Raw genomic sequence first — 18,388 nt, forward strand, 5'->3', positions numbered from 1 at the left:
TATTCGCCCTACGGGTCACCCCGTCGTAGGGCGCATAACTCGGAACGAGTTATCCGCCGTTGCCTTCACGCTCGCGCCCGCCACCAGGACTGCGCGGCGAGGCCATCCTGGATTTTCTGCTCCTGCTGCGCAAGTTGCAGCTGCCACTGGCCGACCTTGGCCTCGATCACCCGGGTGAGCACCTTCTCGCTGCGCATGGCCGCCATCAGCTCGCCCTGGATGCGCACCAGGGTCTGTTCGGCAACTGCCAGCTCGCGGCGCTGCAACTGCAGCATCTTGTGCAGGGTGGCCTTGTACTGCTGCTGGTTGTGCCGCTGCAGCGGCGTGCTGGTGGCCACGCTGAAGCCGCACAGGCGGTCCAGCCCGGTGATGTTGTTGCGGTAGCGCTGGCAGAGATTCTGCTGGTAATTCACCCGTCCCAGCAGCTCGCGGACCTTGCCGCCGCGCACGTCGGCCAGGCGCCCGAGCATGTCGATCTGCGTCTTCATCAGCGGCCCCCGACGATGCTTTGCAGGGTGGCGACGCTGTTGCCCAGCTCCGCGCCGTCGGCGGTCTCCTGGCGCAGGTAGCGTTCCAGCATCGGCGCCAGCTGCACGGCGCGGTCGGTCTTCACGTCCATGCCCGGCGTGTAGCCGCCCAGCGGGATCAGTTCCTTGATGCGCTCATAGGTGCCGCTGAATTCCTTGAACTGCCGCGCCGCCGAGAGGTGCAGCGGGTCCGCCACCTGGCTCATGCAGCGGCTGACCGAGGCGCCGATGTCGATGGCCGGGTAGTGCCCGACGTCCGCCAGCCGGCGCGACAGCACGATGTGCCCATCGAGGATGGCGCGGGCGCAGTCGACGATCGGGTCCTGGTGATCGTCGCCCTCGGCCAGCACCGTGTAGATGGCGCTCAGGCTGCCGGCTTCGCCCTCGCCGTTGCCGGCGCTTTCGACCAGCTCCGGGAGCATGCCGAACACCGACGGCGGGTAGCCCTTGGTGGCCGGCGGTTCGCCCAGGGCCAGGGCGATCTCGCGCTGGGCCATGGCGTAGCGGGTCAGGGAGTCGACCAGCAGCAGCACGTCCTTGCCCTGGTCGCGGAAGTAGGCGGCGATGCTGTGGCACAGTTCGGTGGCCTTCAGGCGCATCAGCGGCGATTCGTTGGCCGGCGCCACCACCACCACGGCCTTCTGCAAGCCTTCCGGTCCGAGGGAATGCAGGATGAACTCCTGCACCTCGCGGCCGCGTTCGCCGATCAGCCCGACCACCACCACGTCGGCCTTGGTCTGCCGGGTGATCATCCCCAGCAGCACGCTCTTGCCCACGCCACTGCCGGCGAACAGGCCGACGCGCTGGCCCTTGCCCAGGGTCAGCAGGCCATTGATGGCGCGCACGCCGACATCCAGCGGCTCGGACACCGGGCGCCGGCGCAGCGGGTTCACCTGCGGCAGCTCGGTGGGCAGTGGGTGGCGGCCGGCGAGCTTGCCGAGGCCGTCCAGGGGTTCGCCGAGGCCGTTGACCACGCGCCCCAGCCAGGAATGATCGATGTGCAGCACGGCTTCGTCCGGCGCCGGGAAGACCCGCGAGCCGGAGGTCAGGCCGACGGGCTTCTTGAAGGGCATGAGGTAGGTGATGTCACGGTTGAAGCCGACCACCTGCGCCTCCAGGCGCTCGCCGTCGGCGACTTCCACGTAGCAGCGCTGGCCGGTCATGCGCCGGCAGCCGAGGCTTTCCAGCAACAGGCCGGAGACACGCACCAGGCGACCGCTGACCCGCGCCAGCTGGACCGAGTCCAGCGAGCGCAGCGCTTCTTCGAGCTTGAAGCCGTCGCCCAGGGCCATCTTCAGTCCTCGTCCTGCAGGTGCGCGCTCAGCGCTTCCATGCAGCTGTCCAGGCGCTGCTGGCAGCCGATGTCGGCTTCCGCCTGGGCGGTGACCACGCGGCACTCGCCCAGCGCCAGGCGTTCGTCCGGCACCAGGCGCCACTTGGCGGCGCGTTCGGGGTTCAGCTCGCGGATACGCGCGCATTCCTCCGGGTTGAGCAGAATCTGCACCTCGCCCTGCTCGCCCGGCATGGCCGCCAGGGCTTCCTCGGCCAGGGTCAGCAACTGGGTGGGGTTGAGCGTCAGTTCGACCCGGATGACCTGTTTCGCGACCTTCTGCACCAGCTCCAGCAGCTCCTTCTGGCGGCTGCGCTGGAAGGCCTGGTGGTACTCGCCGAAGGCCTCGACGGCGGCCTGCAACGGTGCGCTGGCCTCGTCGAACACCTGGCGGCCGGTGGCGCGGCCTTCCTCGCGGCCCTTGCGCAGGCCGTCCTGGCGACCGGCTTCGAAGCCCTCGCGCAGGCCGGCTTCACGGCCTTCGCCGACGCCGTCCTGGTAGCCGCGTTCCAGGCCTTCCTGGAAGCCCTCGGAGATGGCCCGCTGGCGCGCTGCCGGGTCGCTGTCCCAGCCATGGTTGTCGGCGCTGGCCGTGGCGCAGCGCGGCGGGAAGCGGTAGGGGCGCCAGGCGCGGCTGTCGGCCTTGATGACTTTGATCGCCATGCGCGGTTACTCCACCGTCTGCTCGCGGAACAGCTGTACCTGCAGGTCGCCCTCGGCGGCCAGCTCGCGCACCACGCCCATGATGTCCTTGCGCACCTGCTCCACGCGGCTCAGCGGCACCGGGCCCTGGCGGCGGTTGATGGACTCCATCTGCTGCGCCTGGCGCTTGGGCATGGCGCCCTGGATGGCGCGCACCAGCTCGGGCTCGGCGCCCTTGAGGGCGACCACCCATTCGTCCAGCGGGATGACTTCCAGCAGGGTCTGCAGCACTTCCTGGTTCTGCCGGGAGAGGATGAAGAAGTCGTACATCTCGTCTTCGATCTTGCCGACCAGGTCGTCGTTGTGGGCGCGCAGCAGCTCGAACATCTGGTTACGGTCGCCCTTGAAGCGGTTCATGATGTCCGCCGCCTGCTTGACCCCGCGCACCTGCGAGCCCTGGGTGGAGAGCACGCGCAGGCTGCGGTCGATCAGTTGTTCCAGCTCGGCAATGACATCGCTGTTCACCTCGCTGAGGTTGGCGATGCGGAACAGCAGCTCGTCCTGGCGCTCCGGCGGCATGGCTTCGAGCACGTCGGTGGCCATGCCCGGCGGCAGGAAGGCGAGGAACACCGCCTGCATCTGCGCGTGTTCCTTGGCGATCAGCGCGGCGAACTGCTTGGGATCGATCCACTCCATGCGCGCCATCTTGGCGCGGATTTCCTCGCCATAGATGCTGTCCAGCAGGTTGCGCGTGATGTCGCTGCCCAGCGCCTTGCCGAGCATGCCGGCAAGGTAGGAGCGCGAGGCGCCCTTGATGCTGGACTGCAGCTTGTAGTCGTCGAAGAACCGGCCGATCACGTCGGAGACGGTGTTCTGCTTGACGTTCGACAGCCGCGCCATCGCCTGGCTGATGCTGACGATCTCCTCGCGGCTGAAGTTGCGCAGGATGCCGGAGGAAGCTTCGTCACCCATGCTCAGCATGAGGATCGCCGCCTGTTCCAGGGAGCTCACGGCGCGCATCTGCGGGCCGCGCTTTTTCGTTTCTTCAGGCAGGCTCGTGTCGGTCATTGCGGCCAATCCAGTGCTTGATCACTTCCGAGACCCGTTCCGGGTCGTTCTTCGCCAGCATCTGCAGATGCTCGATCTGATGCTCCAGGCCCGAGCCCGGCGCCGGCAGGCGGATTTCCGAGAGCGGGTTCAGCTCGCCGAGCACGTTGAGCCCGCCGACGCTTTCACTGCCCAGCGACAGGCGCCGCTCGGCATCCAGCGCCAACGGATACTCGGCGCCGCCTTCAGGCAGCTCGGCGGTGGCCGTCGGCTGCACGCGCTGGGTCAGACTGCGCACGGCCGGGCGCACGCCGAACAGCAGGAACAGCAGCGCAATCAGGCCGAGCACGGTGTAGCGCACCAGCGACTGCAGGGCGCTGCTCTCCCACCAGCTGGCGGCGGACTCTTCCACCGCCGTGGCGGCGAAGGGGAACACGCTGACGGTGATCAGGTCGCCGCGCTGGGCATTGAAGCCCACGGCGCTCTTCACCATGGTTTCGAGGTCGGCGCGGGCCTTGTCGGTCCAGCCGCCCTCGGGCGCGGTGGAGGCGTTGATCACCACGGCGACGCTCTGCTGGCGCAGGGCGAAGGCCGGGTACTTGATGTGGGTGACGCTCTGGTCGAAGTCGTTCTGCCGGGTGGCTTCCTCGCGGGTCGAGGTCGCGGCCTTGTTGTCGGTATTGGCGACCTTGCCGTTACCCGGAGCAGCCTGGTTATTACCCTGGGCGTTGTTCTGCCCCTGCTGCTGTTGCGGCGGCGGCTCCGGCGGACGGTTGCTCAGCGAGCCGGGTACGCCAAGGGCGAGCTGGTCCAGCGTGCTCTCGTTGCGCAGCACTTCGCTGCGCAGGCGCGGCGCTTCGCCGTAGGCCTGCAGGGTTTCTTCCTTCTGGCTGAAGTCGATGTCGGCAGACACGCTGATGCGGTAGTTGCCCAGGCCGAGCACCGGCGCCAGCACTTCCTCGACATTGCCCACGGCCTTGCGCTGATACTCGTCCACCGCCTGCCAGTTCTGCGAGGGGCCGCCGACGCCACTGATGCCGCGCGACAGCAGCACGCCGTTCTGGTCGACCACGCTGACGTCTTCGGGCTTCAGCTGCGGCACGCTGCCGGCCACCAGGTTGACGATGGCGCCGACCTGCTCGGAGCTCAGCCGCTGGCCGGGCGCCAGTTGCAGCAGCACCGAGGCCTTGGCGGGGTCACGCCGGCCGACCACGAAGGAATTGCTGTCTTCGCGGGCGACGTGCACGCGCGCCTGCTCGATGCCTTTCAGGCCCATGATGGTCCGGGCCAGCTCGCCTTCCAGGCTGCGCTTCAGGCGCACGTCCTGAAGGAAGTGGCTGGTGCCCAGCGGCTCGTCCTTGTCGAACAGCTCGTAGCCGGCCGGCATGGACACCTTCACACCCTTGGCTGCGAGCAGCATGCGGGCGCGCGCCAGGTCTTCCTCGCGCACCAGCACCTGGCCGCTCTGCGGGTGCAGGCGGTAGTCGAAGGCCTCGGCGTCCAGCACCTGCATCACGTCAGCGGCCGGGTAGGCTTCGCCGGCGCCATACAGCGGACGGTAGGCACCCTGGTCGCGCCACAGGTAGAAGACCACGGCAGCGGCCAGCAGGGCGGCGCCCAGGGCGATGCCAAGCAACCCCAGGCGCGGGTCGAGCTTGAGTTTGTCGAGCGGCAGGCGCCCTTTGAGATTCTGCAGCACTGTCAGTCCTTACAGCGGCATGCGGATGATGTCGTCGAAGGCGCCGGTGAGCTTGTTGCGCACCTGCAGCAGCGCGGAGAACGACACGCTGGCCTTCTGGCTCTGGATCATGGCGCCGACCAGGTCTTCGCTCTGGCCGCTGTCCACCGCGGCCATGGCGGCGCTGGACTTGTGCTGTTCGGCGTCCACCGAGCGCAGCGCCTGCTCGAAGCTGGCGCCGATGCCCGGAGCCTGCGCGCTGCCGGAGAGCTGCGCGGCGGGCCGCACGGCCGGGCCGCTGGCGAGGTCGGCGTAACGGTTCATCCGGTCCAGCATGTCCTGCTGCACCTGCATGATCGAACTCATGGAAGTTTCCCCCGGAAACGAATCAGAACTGCACCTGCACGCCCTGCTCACGCATCGCGTTGAGCCGGTAGCGCAGCGCGCGGGTGGTCATGCCCAGGCTTTCGGCGGCCTTGGTCTTGTGCCCGCCGAAGCGGCGGATGGTGTCGATGACGTGCTGGTACTCGGCGAGCTTGCCACTGGCGCGCAGCGCGGCGCGGCCACCTTCGGCCGCCAGCGGGATCACCGCCGCGACGGTGGCCAGCGGCAGTTGCGGCGCGGCCAGGCCGAGGTCGCGGGGCTGGATGAACAAGCCGTTGCGCAGCACCAGGGCGCGTTGCAGGGTGTTCTCCAGCTCGCGCACGTTGCCCGGCCAGTCGTGTTGCAGCAGCGCGCGGCCGGCGGCTTCGGTGAGCAGGTCGTGCTCGGCATCCTGCGGGGCGTACTGGCGGATGAAGCGGCGCGCCAGCGGCAGCACGTCTTCCTTGCGCTCACGCAGGGGCGAGATGTGCAGCGGCAGCACGTCGAGGCGGAACATCAGGTCGGCGCGGAAGCGCCCCTCGCTGACTTCGGCCTGCAGGTCGCGGTTGGTGGCGGCGATGATGCGCACGTCCAGTTCGATCTCGCGGCGGCCGCCCAGGCGCTCCACGCGCTGTTCCTGCAGCACACGCAGCAGCTTGGCCTGCAAGGCCAGCGGCAATTCGCCGATTTCGTCCAGCAGCAGGGTGCCGCCGTTGGCCAGTTCGAACTTGCCCGGCTGGGCAGTCACCGCGCCGGTGAAGGCGCCGCGTTCGTGGCCGAAGAGGATGGATTCGAGCATCGCCTCGGGAATCGCCGCGCAGTTCACCGCGATAAAGGGCGCGTCCGGGCTGGCGATACCGTGGATGTAGCGTGCCAGCAGTTCCTTGCCGGTACCGGTTTCGCCGGTGACCAGGATCGGTGCGCGGGTCTGTGCGACCCGTTGCGCCATGGCCAGCAGGCGGCGGCCGGCCTGGGAGCGCGAAACGAACAGCTCCTGGGCGGCGCTGGAGGCTTCCTGGCGGCGCAGCAGTGCGGCCAGCTGGCCGGCGCCGAAGGGCGAGAGCAGGTAGTCGACACAACCGAGGTCGAGCAGGGTGGCGGCCTTGTCCTGCTCTTCATAGCCGACGATGGGCACCACGTCGCGCTCGCGGCCATCGCTGAGCAGCGCGCCGACCTGCGCATAAAGGTCAGGGGCGGGGAAGGCGCCGGCGAGGATGAACAGCAGGGCAGCGTCACTGCGTGCACGGGCCAATTCGGCGAAGCCGGAGAAGCGCTCGACGCGGCAGCCTTCGGCCAGCAGCGTCTGCAAAAGGAGGGCGTGAGCGGCGTCCGAGGACGGCCCGATGATCGCAACTTTTTTCTGCGCCGGCCGCTCTTCGAGCAGCGTTTCACATAATTGGTCGATCGACTGGCTTAAACTGTTCACCGCAACTTTCCATTCGCTAGTGCGTTCGACAACCCTCCTTCGCTCAACGCCAGCATCGACCGAAAACTGTTATCGGCGACTGCGGAACTTCTTTGCGGATCGGCTATCTCACGGGTGGCATTGCAACAACTTCGTCACAACTGAAGTCGCTGCAACCTGTAACTAACTCACCCACACTAACAAGTGCCAGCACTACGCCATAGCTTCCCGCCGATTAATTTAAATCAATAGACAAAAAGTTCCGTCAAAAACAGCATTTGATATCTATTGATTTAATCGCACGACCTCAGATCGCTATCATTGCGCCACGTCAGCAGCCTGTGACGCAGCAGTCACGGGCTTCCTGAAAGACAGAGCATGCCGCGAGCAACGATCAGCCGATCCCGGCGGTCATGACACCTCCCGTGTCCTTGGGCAGATGGCAGATCGAACCTGGAAGTACGACGCTGAGCATGACTGGTAAATCAAAAGTCCACCATGGCGTGCCCGCCGATAGTCTGATTCGACTGAAACCGCAGAAACTCGGCCGGCATTATCACAAGATTCCGCAGTACATCAAAGAGATCTCCGGGAAGTATCCGAGGATCATCAGCGACTACTTCCTGCGGCATTATCGAATCAATCTCGAACTGGACAACCTGAGCATTCACGAGGAACTTCCCCGTGAGCTGGAGTGTTTATTCGATTCGCCCCTGGGCAAGTTCGGTTTCGCCATGGACCGCGCCCTGCTCACCGAAGTCATCGAGTGCTATTACGGCGGCACCGTGGTCGCCAATCGCGACACGCCGCCGATCAGCAGCTCCGAGCAGCGCATGCTCGACCGCCTCGGCCTGGACGTGGTGGACCTGTTCGGCCGCGCCCTGCTGATGGGCGAATCGGTCGGCCGTCTGCAGCAGATCGACCCCACCTATGAAGAAGTGCAGTGGGAGTACGTCGCCGAGTTCAGCTACGTCAGCCACCTGACGGGCGAGCGCTCCTCGCTCTACCTCTACCTGGACAACCCGCTGGCGGACGAACTGACCCGCCGCCTCGCCGGCCCGCCGCCGCCGCGCCTCACCGGCAACCCGGTGGAGCACATCAAGCACCTGCCGCTGCGCCTGGACTGCGTGGTCGCCGCCGCGCGCCTGCCGCTGTCGCAGGTGTTGGCCCTGGAGCCGGGCGATGTGCTGACGATCCGCCCGCTGGAGCGCGTCGAAGTGCGGGTCAACCAGCAGAAGCTGTTCCGCGGCGCCATCTTCGAAGACGACGGCACCCTCTTCCTCTCCTCCCTGGAAAGCGTGAAAAACCCATGACCGGTTCTCTCTCCGACTCCGAGTTCGAGTCGCTGATCAACGACGGCGACCTGGGCCTCACCCAGGACGTCACCGATATCCCCGCCGAGCCCGTGCGCGCACCGCTGCCGCAGCAGGACCTGAGCTTCTTCGGCAAGATCCCGGTGAACGTCACCCTGGAAGTCGCCTCGGTGGAAATCTCGCTGAAGGAGCTGATGGACGTGGACGGGGGCAGCGTGATCATCCTCGACAAGCTCGCCGGCGAGCCGCTGGACGTGAAGGTCAACGGCGCGCTGTTCGCCAAGGCCGAGGTAGTCGTGATGAACGGCAACTACGGCCTGCGCGTGCTCGAACTGTGCGGCGCCAGCCTCGACGCCCTGACGGCGTGATGCTGTCCCGCTGCCTGGCCACGCTTGGCCTGCTCATCGCCGCGCTCTGCCCGCTCTACGCGCAGGCGGCCGGCGGCGAGGTCACGCTGTTCAACCTGCACGATACGGCGGACGGCCAGGCCTTCAGCGTCAAGCTGCAGATCCTCATCGTCATGACCCTGCTGGGCTTCCTTCCGGCGATGCTCATGCTGATGACCTGCTTCACCCGCTTCGTCATCGTGCTGGCAATCCTGCGCCAGGCCATCGGCCTGCAGCAGAGCCCGCCGAACAACGTGCTGGTGGGCATCGCCCTGGTGATGACCCTGCTGGTCATGCGCCCGGTCTGGCAGGACGTCTACAGCAACGCCTACCAGCCCTTCGAGGCCGACCAGATCAGCCTGGAAGACGGCCTGGGCCGCGCCAAGCAGACCCTCAGCCGCTTCATGCTCGCGCAGACCAACCGCACCTCGCTGGAAACCATGGTCAGCCTGGCCGGCGAGACGGTGCCGGAGAACCTCAACGACCTGGACTTCTCCCTGCTGCTGCCGTCGTTCGTGCTCAGCGAGCTGAAGACCGCGTTTCAGCTGGGCTTCATGATCTTCATCCCGTTCCTGGTGATCGACCTGGTGGTAGCCAGCGTGCTGATGGCGATGGGCATGATGATGCTCTCGCCGATGATGATCTCGCTGCCGTTCAAGCTGATGATCTTCGTGCTGGTGGACGGCTGGGCCCTGATGATGGGCACGCTGACCAGCAGCGTGCAGCCGTTTTAGCGGCCCTGACGGAAAACCAAAGATGCTCACTCCGGAAAGCGCCGTCGATATCGTCTCCAACGCCGTGCACATCACCGCGCTGATCGTCTGCGTGCTGATCGTGCCCAGCCTGATCGGCGGCCTGCTGGTGAGCATTTTCCAGGCGGCCACGCAGATCAACGAGCAGATGCTCAGCTTCCTCCCGCGCCTGCTGATCACCCTGGGGATGCTGGTGTTCGCCGGCCACTGGATCCTGCGCACGCTCTCGGAGCTGTTCATCGAGTCGTTCCACCAGGCGGGCCGCCTGGTCGGCTGATGCCATGCAGCAAGGCGCATCCATCCTGCAGGCCTTCGACTACCTGCAAACGCTGCAGGCCTGGTGGTGGCCCTTCTGCCGGATCATGGCGGTGTTCGCCCTGGCGCCGATCTTCAGCCACAAGGCGATCCCCATGCGCCTGCGCATCCTCCTCGGCCTGGCCCTGACCGTCGCCCTGGGCGCCGCGCTGCCGCGCCCGCCGGCCATCGATCCGCTGTCCGCGCAGGGCCTGCTGGTGGCGCTGGAGCAGATCGTCTTCGGCCTGATGCTGGGCCTTTCGCTGATGCTGGTGTTCACCGTGTTCACCCTGGTGGGCGACGTGATATCCACCCAGCTGGGCCTGAGCATGGCGGTGTACAACGACCCCATGAACGGTGTGTCGTCGTCCTCGATCTTCTACCAGCTGTACTTCATCCTGCTGGTGTTCCTGTTCCTCTCCATCGACGGTCACCTGCTGGTGGTGAGCATCCTCTACCAGAGCTTCATCTACTGGCCGGTGGGCAGCGGGCTGCATTACCTGGGACTGGAGTCGGTGGCCGGCAGCCTCGCCTGGGTGTTCTCCGCCGCCGTGCTGATCACCCTGCCGGTGGTGTTCTGCATGACCCTGGTGCAGTTCTGCTTCGGCCTGCTCAACCGCATCTCGCCGGCACTCAACCTGTTCTCCTTAGGGTTTCCCATGGCGATCATCGCGGGCCTGGCGTGCATCTGGCTGACCCTGCCGGACATCCCCGAGAACTACCTCAAGCTCACCCGCCAGTTGCTCGATGCCATCGGCGTGATCTTCCGCGAGGGGCGCCATGGCTGACCAGCACAGCGCCCAGGAGAAAACGGAAGAGGCCTCCCAGCAGAAGCTGAAAAAGAGCCGAGAGGACGGCCAGGTCAGCCGCTCCAAGGACCTCTCCACCACCCTCTCGCTACTGGCCACGCTGGTCGCGCTGAAGTTCTGCGTGGAGCACTTCTACGATGGCATCAGGCAGGGCTTTGCGCTGTCCTTCATCGATCTGCGGAACAGCGAGATCGGCCTGGACGACCTGCCGCTGGTGCTAGGCCACCATCTGGTGCTGTTCATCACCACGCTGCTGCCGCTGCTGGTCACGCCGCTGCTGGTGGTGCTGTTCTCGATGATCCCCGGCGGCTGGATCTTCTCCAGCAAGAACTTCATGCCCAAGCTGTCCAAGCTCAACCCGATCACCGGGCTTGGGCGCATCTTCTCGATGCAGAACTGGACGGAGCTGGCCAAGTCGCTGCTCAAGATCGTCGTGCTGATCCTCGTCGCCCTCTATCAGTTGCACGGCGCCCTGCCCGGCCTGCTGGCGCTGCAGCGCAGCAACGTGCACAGCGCCATTGCCGCCGCCTTCGGCACCTTCTACGACATCACCCTGTCGCTGCTGGTGGTGTTCATCCTGTTCTCGGTCATCGACATCCCGATCCAGTACTTCTTCTTCAAGAAGAAGCTGCGCATGACCAAGCAGGAGCGCAAGGAAGAGCACAAGAACCAGGAAGGCCGACCGGAAGTGAAGGCGCGCATCCGCCAGATGCAGCGCCAGCTGGTGCACCGGCAGATCAGCAAATCGATCAGGACCGCCGACGTGGTGATAGTGAACCCGGTGCATTTTGCCGTGGCGCTGCGCTACGACCCGAAGAAGGCCCAAGCGCCCTACGTGGTCGCCAAGGGCCTGGACGAGACCGCGCTGTACATCCGCAAGCTGGCCAAGGCCCATGACCTGGAAGTGCTCGAATTGCCGCCGCTGGCGCGCGCCATCTACGCCACCACCCAGGTGAACCAGCAGATTCCTGCGCAGCTGTACAAGGCCGTGGCCCACGTCCTCACCTACATCCTCCAGCTCAAGGCCTGGCGCTCCGGGCGCCGTGAGCGGCCGGAGCTGATCAAGAACGTCCCCATTCCCGAAGAACTGCTGAACAGAGTCTGACCATGCGCCTACTGCAGTCACTATTGCCGACCTTCCAGAGCGGCCGCATCGGCATCCCGCTGATCATCCTGTCGATCCTCTCGATGATCATCCTGCCGCTGCCGCCGCTGGTGCTGGACGCCCTGTTCACCTTCAACATCGTGGTGGCGATCCTGGTGCTGCTGGTCAGCGTGTCGTCGAAAAGTCCGCTGGACTTTTCCCTGCTGCCCACGGTGATCCTGGTCACCACGCTGCTGCGCCTGACCCTCAACGTCGCTTCCACCCGCGTGGTGCTGCTCGACGGCCACACCGGCACGGGCGCGGCCGGCAAGGTGATCGAAGCCTTCGGCCACGTGGTGATCGGCGGCAACTTCATCGTCGGCCTGATCGTCTTCGTGATCCTGATGATCATCAACTTCATGGTCATCACCAAGGGCGGCGAGCGCATCTCCGAGGTGACCGCGCGCTTCACCCTGGACGCCCTGCCCGGCAAGCAGATGGCCATCGACGCCGACCTCAACGCCGGCCTGATCGACCAGAACGAAGCCAAGCGCCGCCGCTCGGAAGTGGCCAAGGAAGCCGACTTCTACGGCGCGATGGATGGCGCCTCGAAGTTCGTCCGCGGCGACGCCATCGCCGGCATCCTGATCCTGCTGATCAACCTGTTCGGCGGCCTGGCCATCGGTGTGTTCGTCTACGACCTGCCGGCCGGTGCGGCCTTCCAGCGCTACGCCCTGCTGACCATCGGCGACGGCCTGGTGGCGCAGATTCCGGCGCTGCTGCTGTCCACCGCGGCGGCGATCATCGTCACGCGGGTCAACGAGTCGGCGGAAATCACCAGCCTGGTGCGCAAGCAGATGCTGGCCTCGCCGTCGCTGCTGTACACCGTCGCCGGCATCCTCGTGGTGCTCGGCCTGGTGCCGGGCATGCCGCACATCGCGTTCTTCGCCTTCGCCGCACTGGTGGCCTTCATCGCCTGGCGGCTGTCGCTGGCCGGCCCGCCCATCGAGGCGCAGACGCTGGAGCAGACCCAGGCGCTGACGCAGGCCATGGACCAGGAGCGCGCGCAGCAACTGGGCTGGGAAGACATCCCGCTGGTGGAGCGCCTGTCGATCTCGCTGGGTTACAAGCTGGTCAGCCTGGTCAACGAGGCCAGCGGCGCGCCGCTGCCGCAACGGATTCGAGGGGTGCGCCAGACGCTCTCGGAAAGCCTGGGCTTCCTCCTGCCGGAAGTGCAGATCCGCGACAGCCTGCGCCTGAAGGCCTCGCAGTACGCCATCCACATCAACGGCGAGCGCATCGACGGCGCGGAAATCCACGCCGACCGGCTGATGGCGATTCCCTCGCCGGAACTCTACGGCGAGATCGACGGCATCCTCGGCGTCGATCCAGCCTACCGCATGCAGGTGGTGTGGATCCTGCCGGCGGACAAGTCCCGCGCGCTGAACCTGGGCTACCAGGTGATCGACTGCGCCAGCGTGGTCGCCACGCACCTGAACAAGGTGGTGCGCGAGCACCTGCCGGACATCTTCAAGCACGACGACGTCGAGCACCTGATGCAGCGCCTGACCCTGCAGGCGCCCAAGCTGGCCGAATCGCTGAAGGCGCAGCTGACCTACTCGCAGCAGCACCGGGTATTCCGCCAGCTGCTGCAGGAGGAAGTGGCGCTCAAGGACATCGTCACCATCGCCAGCGCCCTGCTCGAAGGCAGCGAGACCACCAAGGACCCGGTGCTGCTGGCCTCCGATGTGCGCTACGCGCTGCGCCGCAGCATCGTCTCGTCGATTGCCGGCGACCGCCCGGAGCTGAGCGTGTTCGTGCTGGAGAACGCCCTGGAGAACACCCTGCTCGGCGCCCTGAGCATCGCCCAGCAGGCCGGCCCGGTGAGCCTGGACAACATCCCGGTGGAACCCAGCCTGCTCAACCAGCTGCAGCACAGCATGCCGGTGGTGAAGGAAAAGCTGCGCAAGGAAGGCCACCCGCCGATCCTCACCGTGATGCCGCAGCTGCGACCGCTGCTGGCGCGTTACGCGCGGGTGTTCAGCCCGGGGCTGCACGTGCTGTCGCAGAACGAGATTCCGGAGCGGGTGGGGGTGCAGATTATGGGGACGCTGGGGTAGGGAGTTCCTGGGAGCCCGGAGCTGGGTGTTGCCCTCTCCCTAACCCTGGCTGCGCGCCCCGCTCCGAAGGGAGAGGGGACTGATCGGCATGGGTAGGAAGATCAGCGCTCGCCGGTTAACGCTGTGGTTGCAGTGCACACCGAACGACTCCCTCTCCCTTCAGGGAGAGGGCTGGGGAGAGGGTGCATCAGACTGCACCCAAGCCAACCCCATCACGACAACCGCGCCCGCCCCAGCAGACTGCGGTTGAAACTCACCGACATCGACGTCACCAGCTCGGTGAACGCCGCGCTCGGCCGGTCCAGCTTGAAGCCCTGTTCGAAGCGCGCATTCTTCGCGTCCTTCTTCGACCACTGGCAGATCGCGGTGATGTCCACCGAGCGGGTGTGATCCTCGCGCACCGGAATCTCCAGGCGCATGTCGTAGCAGCTGCCCGGCGCCAGCGGCTCCTCCGTCACCAGCCGCAGGCCACCCATCGAGACATCCAGGACCACCCCCATGGGGTCGCCGCTCAGGCGGTTGGTCACGTTGATCTGGCCGATGTGGCGGAAGGTCAAACGGCGGTGCTTGCGCATGGCGGCCTCTTGTAGGGAACGGGCTCTGGGACAGGCGCTTCAGGGAGCGAAACGCGCGCGCATCCTAGCAGCGCCAGCACCTCAAACGAACTCAAAAGCTATCAACTGGCCAGTATTCGCCACGAAATCGCCACGCCTTCCATCGCCCGGCGCGGCGCTGCAGCCGTGCAGCGGACTCCTGCGATCCGCGAGTCCGCTCCTACGCCACATCTGCTATCGGGCGATCCACAGCAGGCACAGGGAGAGCGTGACCAACGACCCCAGCGTCGACACCAGAATGCTCCGCGACACCACCGCGGCCTCGCGCTGGTAGTACTCGGCAAGCATGAACGGCCCGGTGCCAGTGGGCAGCGCGCTGAGCAGCAGCGCCGAATCCGCCCACAGCGGTGGCAGGTCGAAGACCTTGTAGGCGAGGAAACCGGTGAGCAGCGGCTGGCCGACCAGCTTGATCGCCACCAGCGGCCAGGCGCCGACCTGCTCGCCCTCCTGCTTCTGCGCCAGGAACAGGCCCAGCGAGACCAGCGCGCAGGGCGTGGTGGCAGCGGCGAGCATGTCGAGGAAGTGCAGCAGCGGCACTGGCAGGCCGATACCGGTCACTGCCCAGAGGCCACCGATGATCGGCGACACCACCAGCGGGTTCTTGCCCAGCGCCTTGCTCACCACCCAGATGGCGCGGCCGATGTGTTTCTCTTCCTGCAGCCCGACCTCGATGCAGACCACGGCGATGGCGAACAGCACGCAGACCACCAGCAGCGAGGCGATCAGCGCCGGCTCCAGGCCGTCCTGGCCGAACACCAGCAGGCACAGCGGAATGCCCATGTACCCGGTATTGGCGTAGGACGCGCTGAGGCCGTCGATGCTCGCCGCCGGCAGCGCACGGCCCTGCATCAGGCGCCAGACGAGGGTGGCGAAGAACACCAGCAGGCAGCCGCCGGTAAAGGCGGCGAGGAAGCCCGGCTGCCAGATTTCCGCCCAGGTCGCGGTGGCAGTGACCTTGAACAACAGCGCCGGCAGGCACAGCCAGACCACCAGCTTGTTGATCTCCGAGGCCGCCTGCGGGCCGAGGCGGTTGGTGCGCCGGCACAGCCAGCCGACCAGGATCAGCGCGAAGATCGGCAGGACGACGGCGAACACGGTGTGCATGGCAGGGAACCTGGAGAGCGGGAGCGGCAGGCGAGCATAGGGTTGCCAATCGATACCGTCCAATGCTTACTAAAGCGCCAATCCATACCCAAACCGTATCGATGATCGACTTCCGCCAGCTGCGCTATTTCCTCGCCCTCGCCGAGCACCTGCACTTCGGCCGAGCCGCCGAGGCGCTGCACATCACCCAGCCGCCGCTGAGCCGGCAGATCGCCGCGCTGGAAGAAGAACTGGGCACGCCGCTGTTCGCCCGGCATTCGCGCTCGGTGGAGCTGACCGCCGCCGGCCGCGACTTCCAGCAGCAGGCCCGGGCGCTGCTCGCCGGTCTCGATCTTGCCGTGCGTTCGGCACGCGCCACGGCACGCGGCGAGCGCGGCGAGCTGCGCATCGGCTTCACCATGCTGGCTGCCTGGACGCTGCTGCCGCGCCTGCTGAAAATCTTCGCCGACGGCCACCCGGAGGTGAAGCTGGTGCTCAACGAGATGCTCCCGCGCGACCTGGGCCCGGCGCTGGACAGCGGCGAGGTGGACGTCGCCCTGACCTTCCCCGAACGCGAACCGGGCCAGCGCCTCTATCGCACGCTGCAGCGCGAGCCGCTGTGCGCGGTGTTGCCGGCCGAACACGGCCTGGCGCAGGAAGCAGAACTGGACGTGACCAAGCTGGCCGGCGAACCCTTCATCACCTTCCCGCCGGCCACCGCACCGGCCCTGCACGAATCGGTGATGGAGTGCTGCCGCCAGCACGGCTTCGCACCGGCGGTGCGCATGGAGACACACCTGCAGCAGACCATCGTCAACCTGGTGGCCGAGGGGCTGGGCGTGTCGCTGGTGCCGGACTCGATGCGGCGCATGCAACTGCCCGGCGTGGCCTTCCGCGCCATCGGCCGGTCGCCGCAGGTGGAGTACGGCGCGGCCTGGAGCCCGCACAACGACAACCCGTGCCTGGCGGCTTTCCTGCGCAGCGCGGGGGCCGTCGAGGCCTGAGGCCTCGGGTTCACATTGCAGGAGCGCGCCATGCCCGCTCCTACAGGTTTACGCCGGCGCCGATGAACACGTAGGGCGCATAACGCCTATGGCGTTATCCGCCAGCGCGGCGGATAACCCGTGCCGGGTTATGCGCCCTACGGAAGCCGCGCAATCAAACGCGGCCGGTCACCGGGATGCACGCACCGGTAATGGCCGCCGCAGCGTCCGAGGCGAGGAACAGCAGCGTCGCCGCCAGTTGCTCCGGCTTCACCCAGCGGTCGAATTCCGCAGTGGGCATGTCGGCGCGGTTCTGCGGGGTGTCGATGATGCTCGGCATCAGCGCGTTGACGGTGATCCGCGCGTCCTTCAGTTCCTCCGCCAGCGCTTCGGTCAGGCGCATGACGCCGGCCTTGGACGCCGCATAGGCCCCCATGCCCAGCGCCGCGCGGGTTGCAGCTGCGGCAGCGATATTGAGGATGCGCCCGTGTCCGCGCGCCTTCAGGTGCGCCAGCGCAGCCTGGCTGGAGACCACGGCGGTGCGCAGGTTGATGCGGTACATCAGGTCCCAGGTGTCGATGTCACCATCGCCCAGGGTTTCCCAGTGGAAGCCGCCGGCCACGTTGATCAGCGCGTCGAGGCCGCCGAAATGCTCGTTGACCTTTTCCAGCGCGGTGCGGGCGGCGTCCGGGTCGGTGAGGTCGATGCCGCCGATGGACAGCGCGCCGGCCTGTGGATAACGCGGGCCGACGGCGCGGTCGAGCAACGCGACCTGCCAGCCGGCGTCGGCGAACGCCTGGCCGACCACGCTACCCAGATGGCCGAAGCCGCCGGTGATGGCGACGATCCTGTTCATGCTGCTACCTCGTGTCGGTGGGAGAGGCGTTCTTATAGGGGTAGCAGGGGTTGCGCGAAAGGTCGCGGGCGCCAGATCAGGGGACGGATCGGGACGGCGAGCAGGCCCTCTCCCAGAGGGAGAGGGTCAGGGTCGGCCTTACTTCACCAACCGCGCATCCAGGCTGTTCTGCGCCAGCCGCTGCGCCTGCTCCTTCGTCATCCCCAGGTGCTCGTGCAGGGCCTGGAAGTTCTCGGTGACATAGCCGCCGAAATACGCCGGGTCGTCCGAGTTCACCGTCACCTTCACGCCGCGCTCGAGCATGTCGAGGATGTTGTGCTCGCGCATGTGGTCGAACACGCAGAGCTTGGTGTTGGACAGCGGGCAGACGGTCAGCGGGATCTGCTCGTCGATGATGCGCTGCATCAGTCGCTCGTCCTCGATGGCGCGCACGCCGTGGTCGATACGCTCGATCTTGAGCAGGTCCAGGGCTTCCCAGATGTACTCTGGCGGGCCTTCCTCGCCGGCGTGGGCGACGGTGAGGAAGCCTTCGGCGCGGGCGCGGTCGAACACGCGCTGGAACTTGCTCGGCGGATGGCCGACTTCGGAGCTGTCCAGGCCGACGGCGATGAAGGCGTCGCGGAACGGCATGGCCTGGTCGAGGGTCTTGAACGCCTCTTCCTCGGACAGGTGGCGCAGAAAGCTGAGGATCAGGCCATGGCTGATGCCCAACTGCTTCTCGCCATCCTTGAGCGCGCCCTGGATGCCACGCAGCACCACCTCGAAGGGCACGCCACGGTCGGTGTGGGTTTGCGGGTCGAAGAACGGCTCGACGTGGATGACGTTCTGCGCCTTGCACTTCTCCAGGTAAGCCCAGGTCAGATCGTAGAAGTCCTGCTCGGTACGCAGCACGTCGGCGCCGGCGTAGTAGAGGTCGAGGAATTCCTGCAGGTTGTTGAACGCATAGGCCTTGCGCAGGCTCTCGACATCGCCCCAGGGCAGGGCGACCTTGTTGCGCTCCGCCAGGGCGAAAAGCAGCTCGGGCTCCAGCGAACCCTCCAGGTGCAGGTGCAGTTCGGCCTTGGGCAGGGCATTGAGCCAGTCGTACATGGGTGAGGTCTCG

The 18,388-nt window shown here is 66.5% G+C and carries 19 protein-coding genes; 8 read left to right on the top strand and 11 right to left on the bottom strand.

Annotated features, from left to right (window positions below; all coding sequences use genetic code 11):
* Nucleotides 1-65: 65 nt before the first annotated feature.
* Genes IB273_RS28265 through IB273_RS28295 form a run of 7 tightly spaced genes read right to left on the bottom strand, consistent with a single transcriptional unit; the run spans nt 66 to nt 7,013 of the window.
* Nucleotides 66-488, bottom strand: a complete 423-nt coding sequence (locus tag IB273_RS28265; RefSeq protein ID WP_192225556.1) for a flagellar FliJ family protein — start codon at nt 486-488, stop codon at nt 66-68.
* Complete coding sequence (fliI, locus tag IB273_RS28270; RefSeq protein WP_081518788.1) at nt 488-1,819, bottom strand: flagellar protein export ATPase FliI; 1,332 nt, start codon at nt 1,817-1,819, stop codon at nt 488-490. The genes IB273_RS28265 and fliI overlap by 1 nt, the downstream gene beginning before the upstream one ends.
* Nucleotides 1,820-1,821: 2 nt before the next feature.
* Nucleotides 1,822-2,520, bottom strand: coding sequence for a flagellar assembly protein FliH (fliH, locus tag IB273_RS28275; RefSeq protein WP_081518789.1), 699 nt, complete (start codon nt 2,518-2,520; stop codon nt 1,822-1,824).
* Nucleotides 2,521-2,526: 6 nt separating this feature from the next.
* The gene (locus IB273_RS28280) at nt 2,527-3,567 is read right to left on the bottom strand and encodes a FliG C-terminal domain-containing protein (protein WP_045213334.1); all 1,041 of its coding nucleotides are present in this window, start codon (nt 3,565-3,567) and stop codon (nt 2,527-2,529) included.
* Complete coding sequence (fliF, locus tag IB273_RS28285; RefSeq protein WP_151188969.1) at nt 3,545-5,245, bottom strand: flagellar basal-body MS-ring/collar protein FliF; 1,701 nt, start codon at nt 5,243-5,245, stop codon at nt 3,545-3,547. The genes IB273_RS28280 and fliF overlap by 23 nt, the downstream gene beginning before the upstream one ends.
* Nucleotides 5,246-5,254: 9 nt before the next feature.
* Complete coding sequence (locus tag IB273_RS28290) at nt 5,255-5,590, bottom strand: flagellar hook-basal body complex protein FliE (protein WP_081518791.1); 336 nt, start codon at nt 5,588-5,590, stop codon at nt 5,255-5,257.
* Nucleotides 5,591-5,612: 22 nt separating this feature from the next.
* Entirely contained in the window at nt 5,613-7,013 is a 1,401-nt protein-coding gene (locus IB273_RS28295) for a sigma-54 dependent transcriptional regulator (protein ID WP_151188968.1), read from the bottom strand.
* A 452-nt stretch (nt 7,014-7,465) separates the two neighbouring features.
* On the opposite strand from IB273_RS28295, the gene IB273_RS28300 reads away from it, so the two are divergent.
* The 7 genes from IB273_RS28300 to IB273_RS28330 are packed head-to-tail and all read left to right on the top strand — an operon-like array spanning nt 7,466 to nt 13,750.
* Complete coding sequence (locus IB273_RS28300) at nt 7,466-8,305, top strand: FliM/FliN family flagellar motor switch protein (RefSeq protein ID WP_081518792.1); 840 nt, start codon at nt 7,466-7,468, stop codon at nt 8,303-8,305.
* Nucleotides 8,302-8,673, top strand: coding sequence for a flagellar motor switch protein FliN (gene fliN, locus IB273_RS28305; protein WP_081518793.1), 372 nt, complete (start codon nt 8,302-8,304; stop codon nt 8,671-8,673). Before IB273_RS28300 ends, fliN begins: the two co-directional genes overlap by 4 nt.
* Complete coding sequence (fliP, locus tag IB273_RS28310) at nt 8,673-9,425, top strand: flagellar type III secretion system pore protein FliP (RefSeq protein ID WP_151188966.1); 753 nt, start codon at nt 8,673-8,675, stop codon at nt 9,423-9,425. Before fliN ends, fliP begins: the two co-directional genes overlap by 1 nt.
* Nucleotides 9,426-9,447: 22 nt before the next feature.
* The gene (locus tag IB273_RS28315) at nt 9,448-9,720 is read left to right on the top strand and encodes a flagellar biosynthetic protein FliQ (RefSeq protein ID WP_045213351.1); all 273 of its coding nucleotides are present in this window, start codon (nt 9,448-9,450) and stop codon (nt 9,718-9,720) included.
* Between the two features lie 4 nt (nt 9,721-9,724).
* The gene (gene fliR / locus IB273_RS28320) at nt 9,725-10,525 is read left to right on the top strand and encodes a flagellar biosynthetic protein FliR (RefSeq protein ID WP_081518794.1); all 801 of its coding nucleotides are present in this window, start codon (nt 9,725-9,727) and stop codon (nt 10,523-10,525) included.
* A complete protein-coding gene (gene flhB, locus IB273_RS28325; RefSeq protein ID WP_192225557.1) occupies nt 10,518-11,651 on the top strand; it encodes a flagellar biosynthesis protein FlhB in 1,134 nt (377 codons plus the stop codon). The genes fliR and flhB overlap by 8 nt, the downstream gene beginning before the upstream one ends.
* Before the next feature lie 2 nt (nt 11,652-11,653).
* Complete coding sequence (locus IB273_RS28330) at nt 11,654-13,750, top strand: flagellar biosynthesis protein FlhA (RefSeq protein WP_192225558.1); 2,097 nt, start codon at nt 11,654-11,656, stop codon at nt 13,748-13,750.
* 212 nt (nt 13,751-13,962) lie between these two features.
* Here IB273_RS28330 and IB273_RS28335 read toward each other — a convergent pair whose 3' ends face one another.
* Both IB273_RS28335 and IB273_RS28340 read right to left on the bottom strand, forming a co-directional pair.
* Nucleotides 13,963-14,325: a PilZ domain-containing protein gene (locus IB273_RS28335; RefSeq protein WP_017521274.1), complete on the bottom strand. Its 363-nt coding sequence runs from the start codon at nt 14,323-14,325 to the stop codon at nt 13,963-13,965.
* Between the two features lie 213 nt (nt 14,326-14,538).
* On the bottom strand, nt 14,539-15,468 hold the full coding sequence (locus IB273_RS28340; RefSeq protein ID WP_192225559.1) for an AEC family transporter: 930 nt from the start codon (nt 15,466-15,468) through the stop codon (nt 14,539-14,541).
* 101 nt (nt 15,469-15,569) lie between these two features.
* On the opposite strand from IB273_RS28340, the gene IB273_RS28345 reads away from it, so the two are divergent.
* Complete coding sequence (locus IB273_RS28345; protein ID WP_192225560.1) at nt 15,570-16,451, top strand: LysR substrate-binding domain-containing protein; 882 nt, start codon at nt 15,570-15,572, stop codon at nt 16,449-16,451.
* 154 nt (nt 16,452-16,605) lie between these two features.
* Here the strand turns inward: IB273_RS28345 and IB273_RS28350 are convergent, their stop codons facing one another.
* Both IB273_RS28350 and IB273_RS28355 read right to left on the bottom strand, forming a co-directional pair.
* Nucleotides 16,606-17,286, bottom strand: coding sequence for an SDR family NAD(P)-dependent oxidoreductase (locus IB273_RS28350; protein ID WP_192225561.1), 681 nt, complete (start codon nt 17,284-17,286; stop codon nt 16,606-16,608).
* A gap of 138 nt (nt 17,287-17,424) precedes the next feature.
* The gene (locus IB273_RS28355) at nt 17,425-18,375 is read right to left on the bottom strand and encodes an adenosine deaminase (RefSeq protein WP_081518807.1); all 951 of its coding nucleotides are present in this window, start codon (nt 18,373-18,375) and stop codon (nt 17,425-17,427) included.
* Between the last annotated feature and the right edge of the window lie 13 nt (nt 18,376-18,388).

The organism is Pseudomonas sp. PDM19 (genome assembly GCF_014852215.1).
In the GTDB taxonomy this organism is placed as follows: Bacteria; Pseudomonadota; Gammaproteobacteria; order Pseudomonadales; family Pseudomonadaceae; genus Pseudomonas.

Coding starts and splice junctions, on each gene's coding strand:
- IB273_RS28265 (WP_192225556.1), bottom strand. CDS start 488: ATGAAGACGCAGATCGACATGCTCGGGCGCCTGGCCGACGTGCGCGGC.
- fliI (WP_081518788.1), bottom strand. CDS start 1,819: ATGGCCCTGGGCGACGGCTTCAAGCTCGAAGAAGCGCTGCGCTCGCTG.
- fliH (WP_081518789.1), bottom strand. CDS start 2,520: ATGGCGATCAAAGTCATCAAGGCCGACAGCCGCGCCTGGCGCCCCTAC.
- IB273_RS28280 (WP_045213334.1), bottom strand. CDS start 3,567: ATGACCGACACGAGCCTGCCTGAAGAAACGAAAAAGCGCGGCCCGCAG.
- IB273_RS28290 (WP_081518791.1), bottom strand. CDS start 5,590: ATGAGTTCGATCATGCAGGTGCAGCAGGACATGCTGGACCGGATGAAC.
- IB273_RS28300 (WP_081518792.1), top strand. CDS start 7,466: ATGACTGGTAAATCAAAAGTCCACCATGGCGTGCCCGCCGATAGTCTG.
- fliN (WP_081518793.1), top strand. CDS start 8,302: ATGACCGGTTCTCTCTCCGACTCCGAGTTCGAGTCGCTGATCAACGAC.
- fliP (WP_151188966.1), top strand. CDS start 8,673: ATGCTGTCCCGCTGCCTGGCCACGCTTGGCCTGCTCATCGCCGCGCTC.
- IB273_RS28315 (WP_045213351.1), top strand. CDS start 9,448: ATGCTCACTCCGGAAAGCGCCGTCGATATCGTCTCCAACGCCGTGCAC.
- fliR (WP_081518794.1), top strand. CDS start 9,725: ATGCAGCAAGGCGCATCCATCCTGCAGGCCTTCGACTACCTGCAAACG.
- flhB (WP_192225557.1), top strand. CDS start 10,518: ATGGCTGACCAGCACAGCGCCCAGGAGAAAACGGAAGAGGCCTCCCAG.
- IB273_RS28330 (WP_192225558.1), top strand. CDS start 11,654: ATGCGCCTACTGCAGTCACTATTGCCGACCTTCCAGAGCGGCCGCATC.
- IB273_RS28335 (WP_017521274.1), bottom strand. CDS start 14,325: ATGCGCAAGCACCGCCGTTTGACCTTCCGCCACATCGGCCAGATCAAC.
- IB273_RS28340 (WP_192225559.1), bottom strand. CDS start 15,468: ATGCACACCGTGTTCGCCGTCGTCCTGCCGATCTTCGCGCTGATCCTG.
- IB273_RS28345 (WP_192225560.1), top strand. CDS start 15,570: ATGATCGACTTCCGCCAGCTGCGCTATTTCCTCGCCCTCGCCGAGCAC.
- IB273_RS28350 (WP_192225561.1), bottom strand. CDS start 17,286: ATGAACAGGATCGTCGCCATCACCGGCGGCTTCGGCCATCTGGGTAGC.
- IB273_RS28355 (WP_081518807.1), bottom strand. CDS start 18,375: ATGTACGACTGGCTCAATGCCCTGCCCAAGGCCGAACTGCACCTGCAC.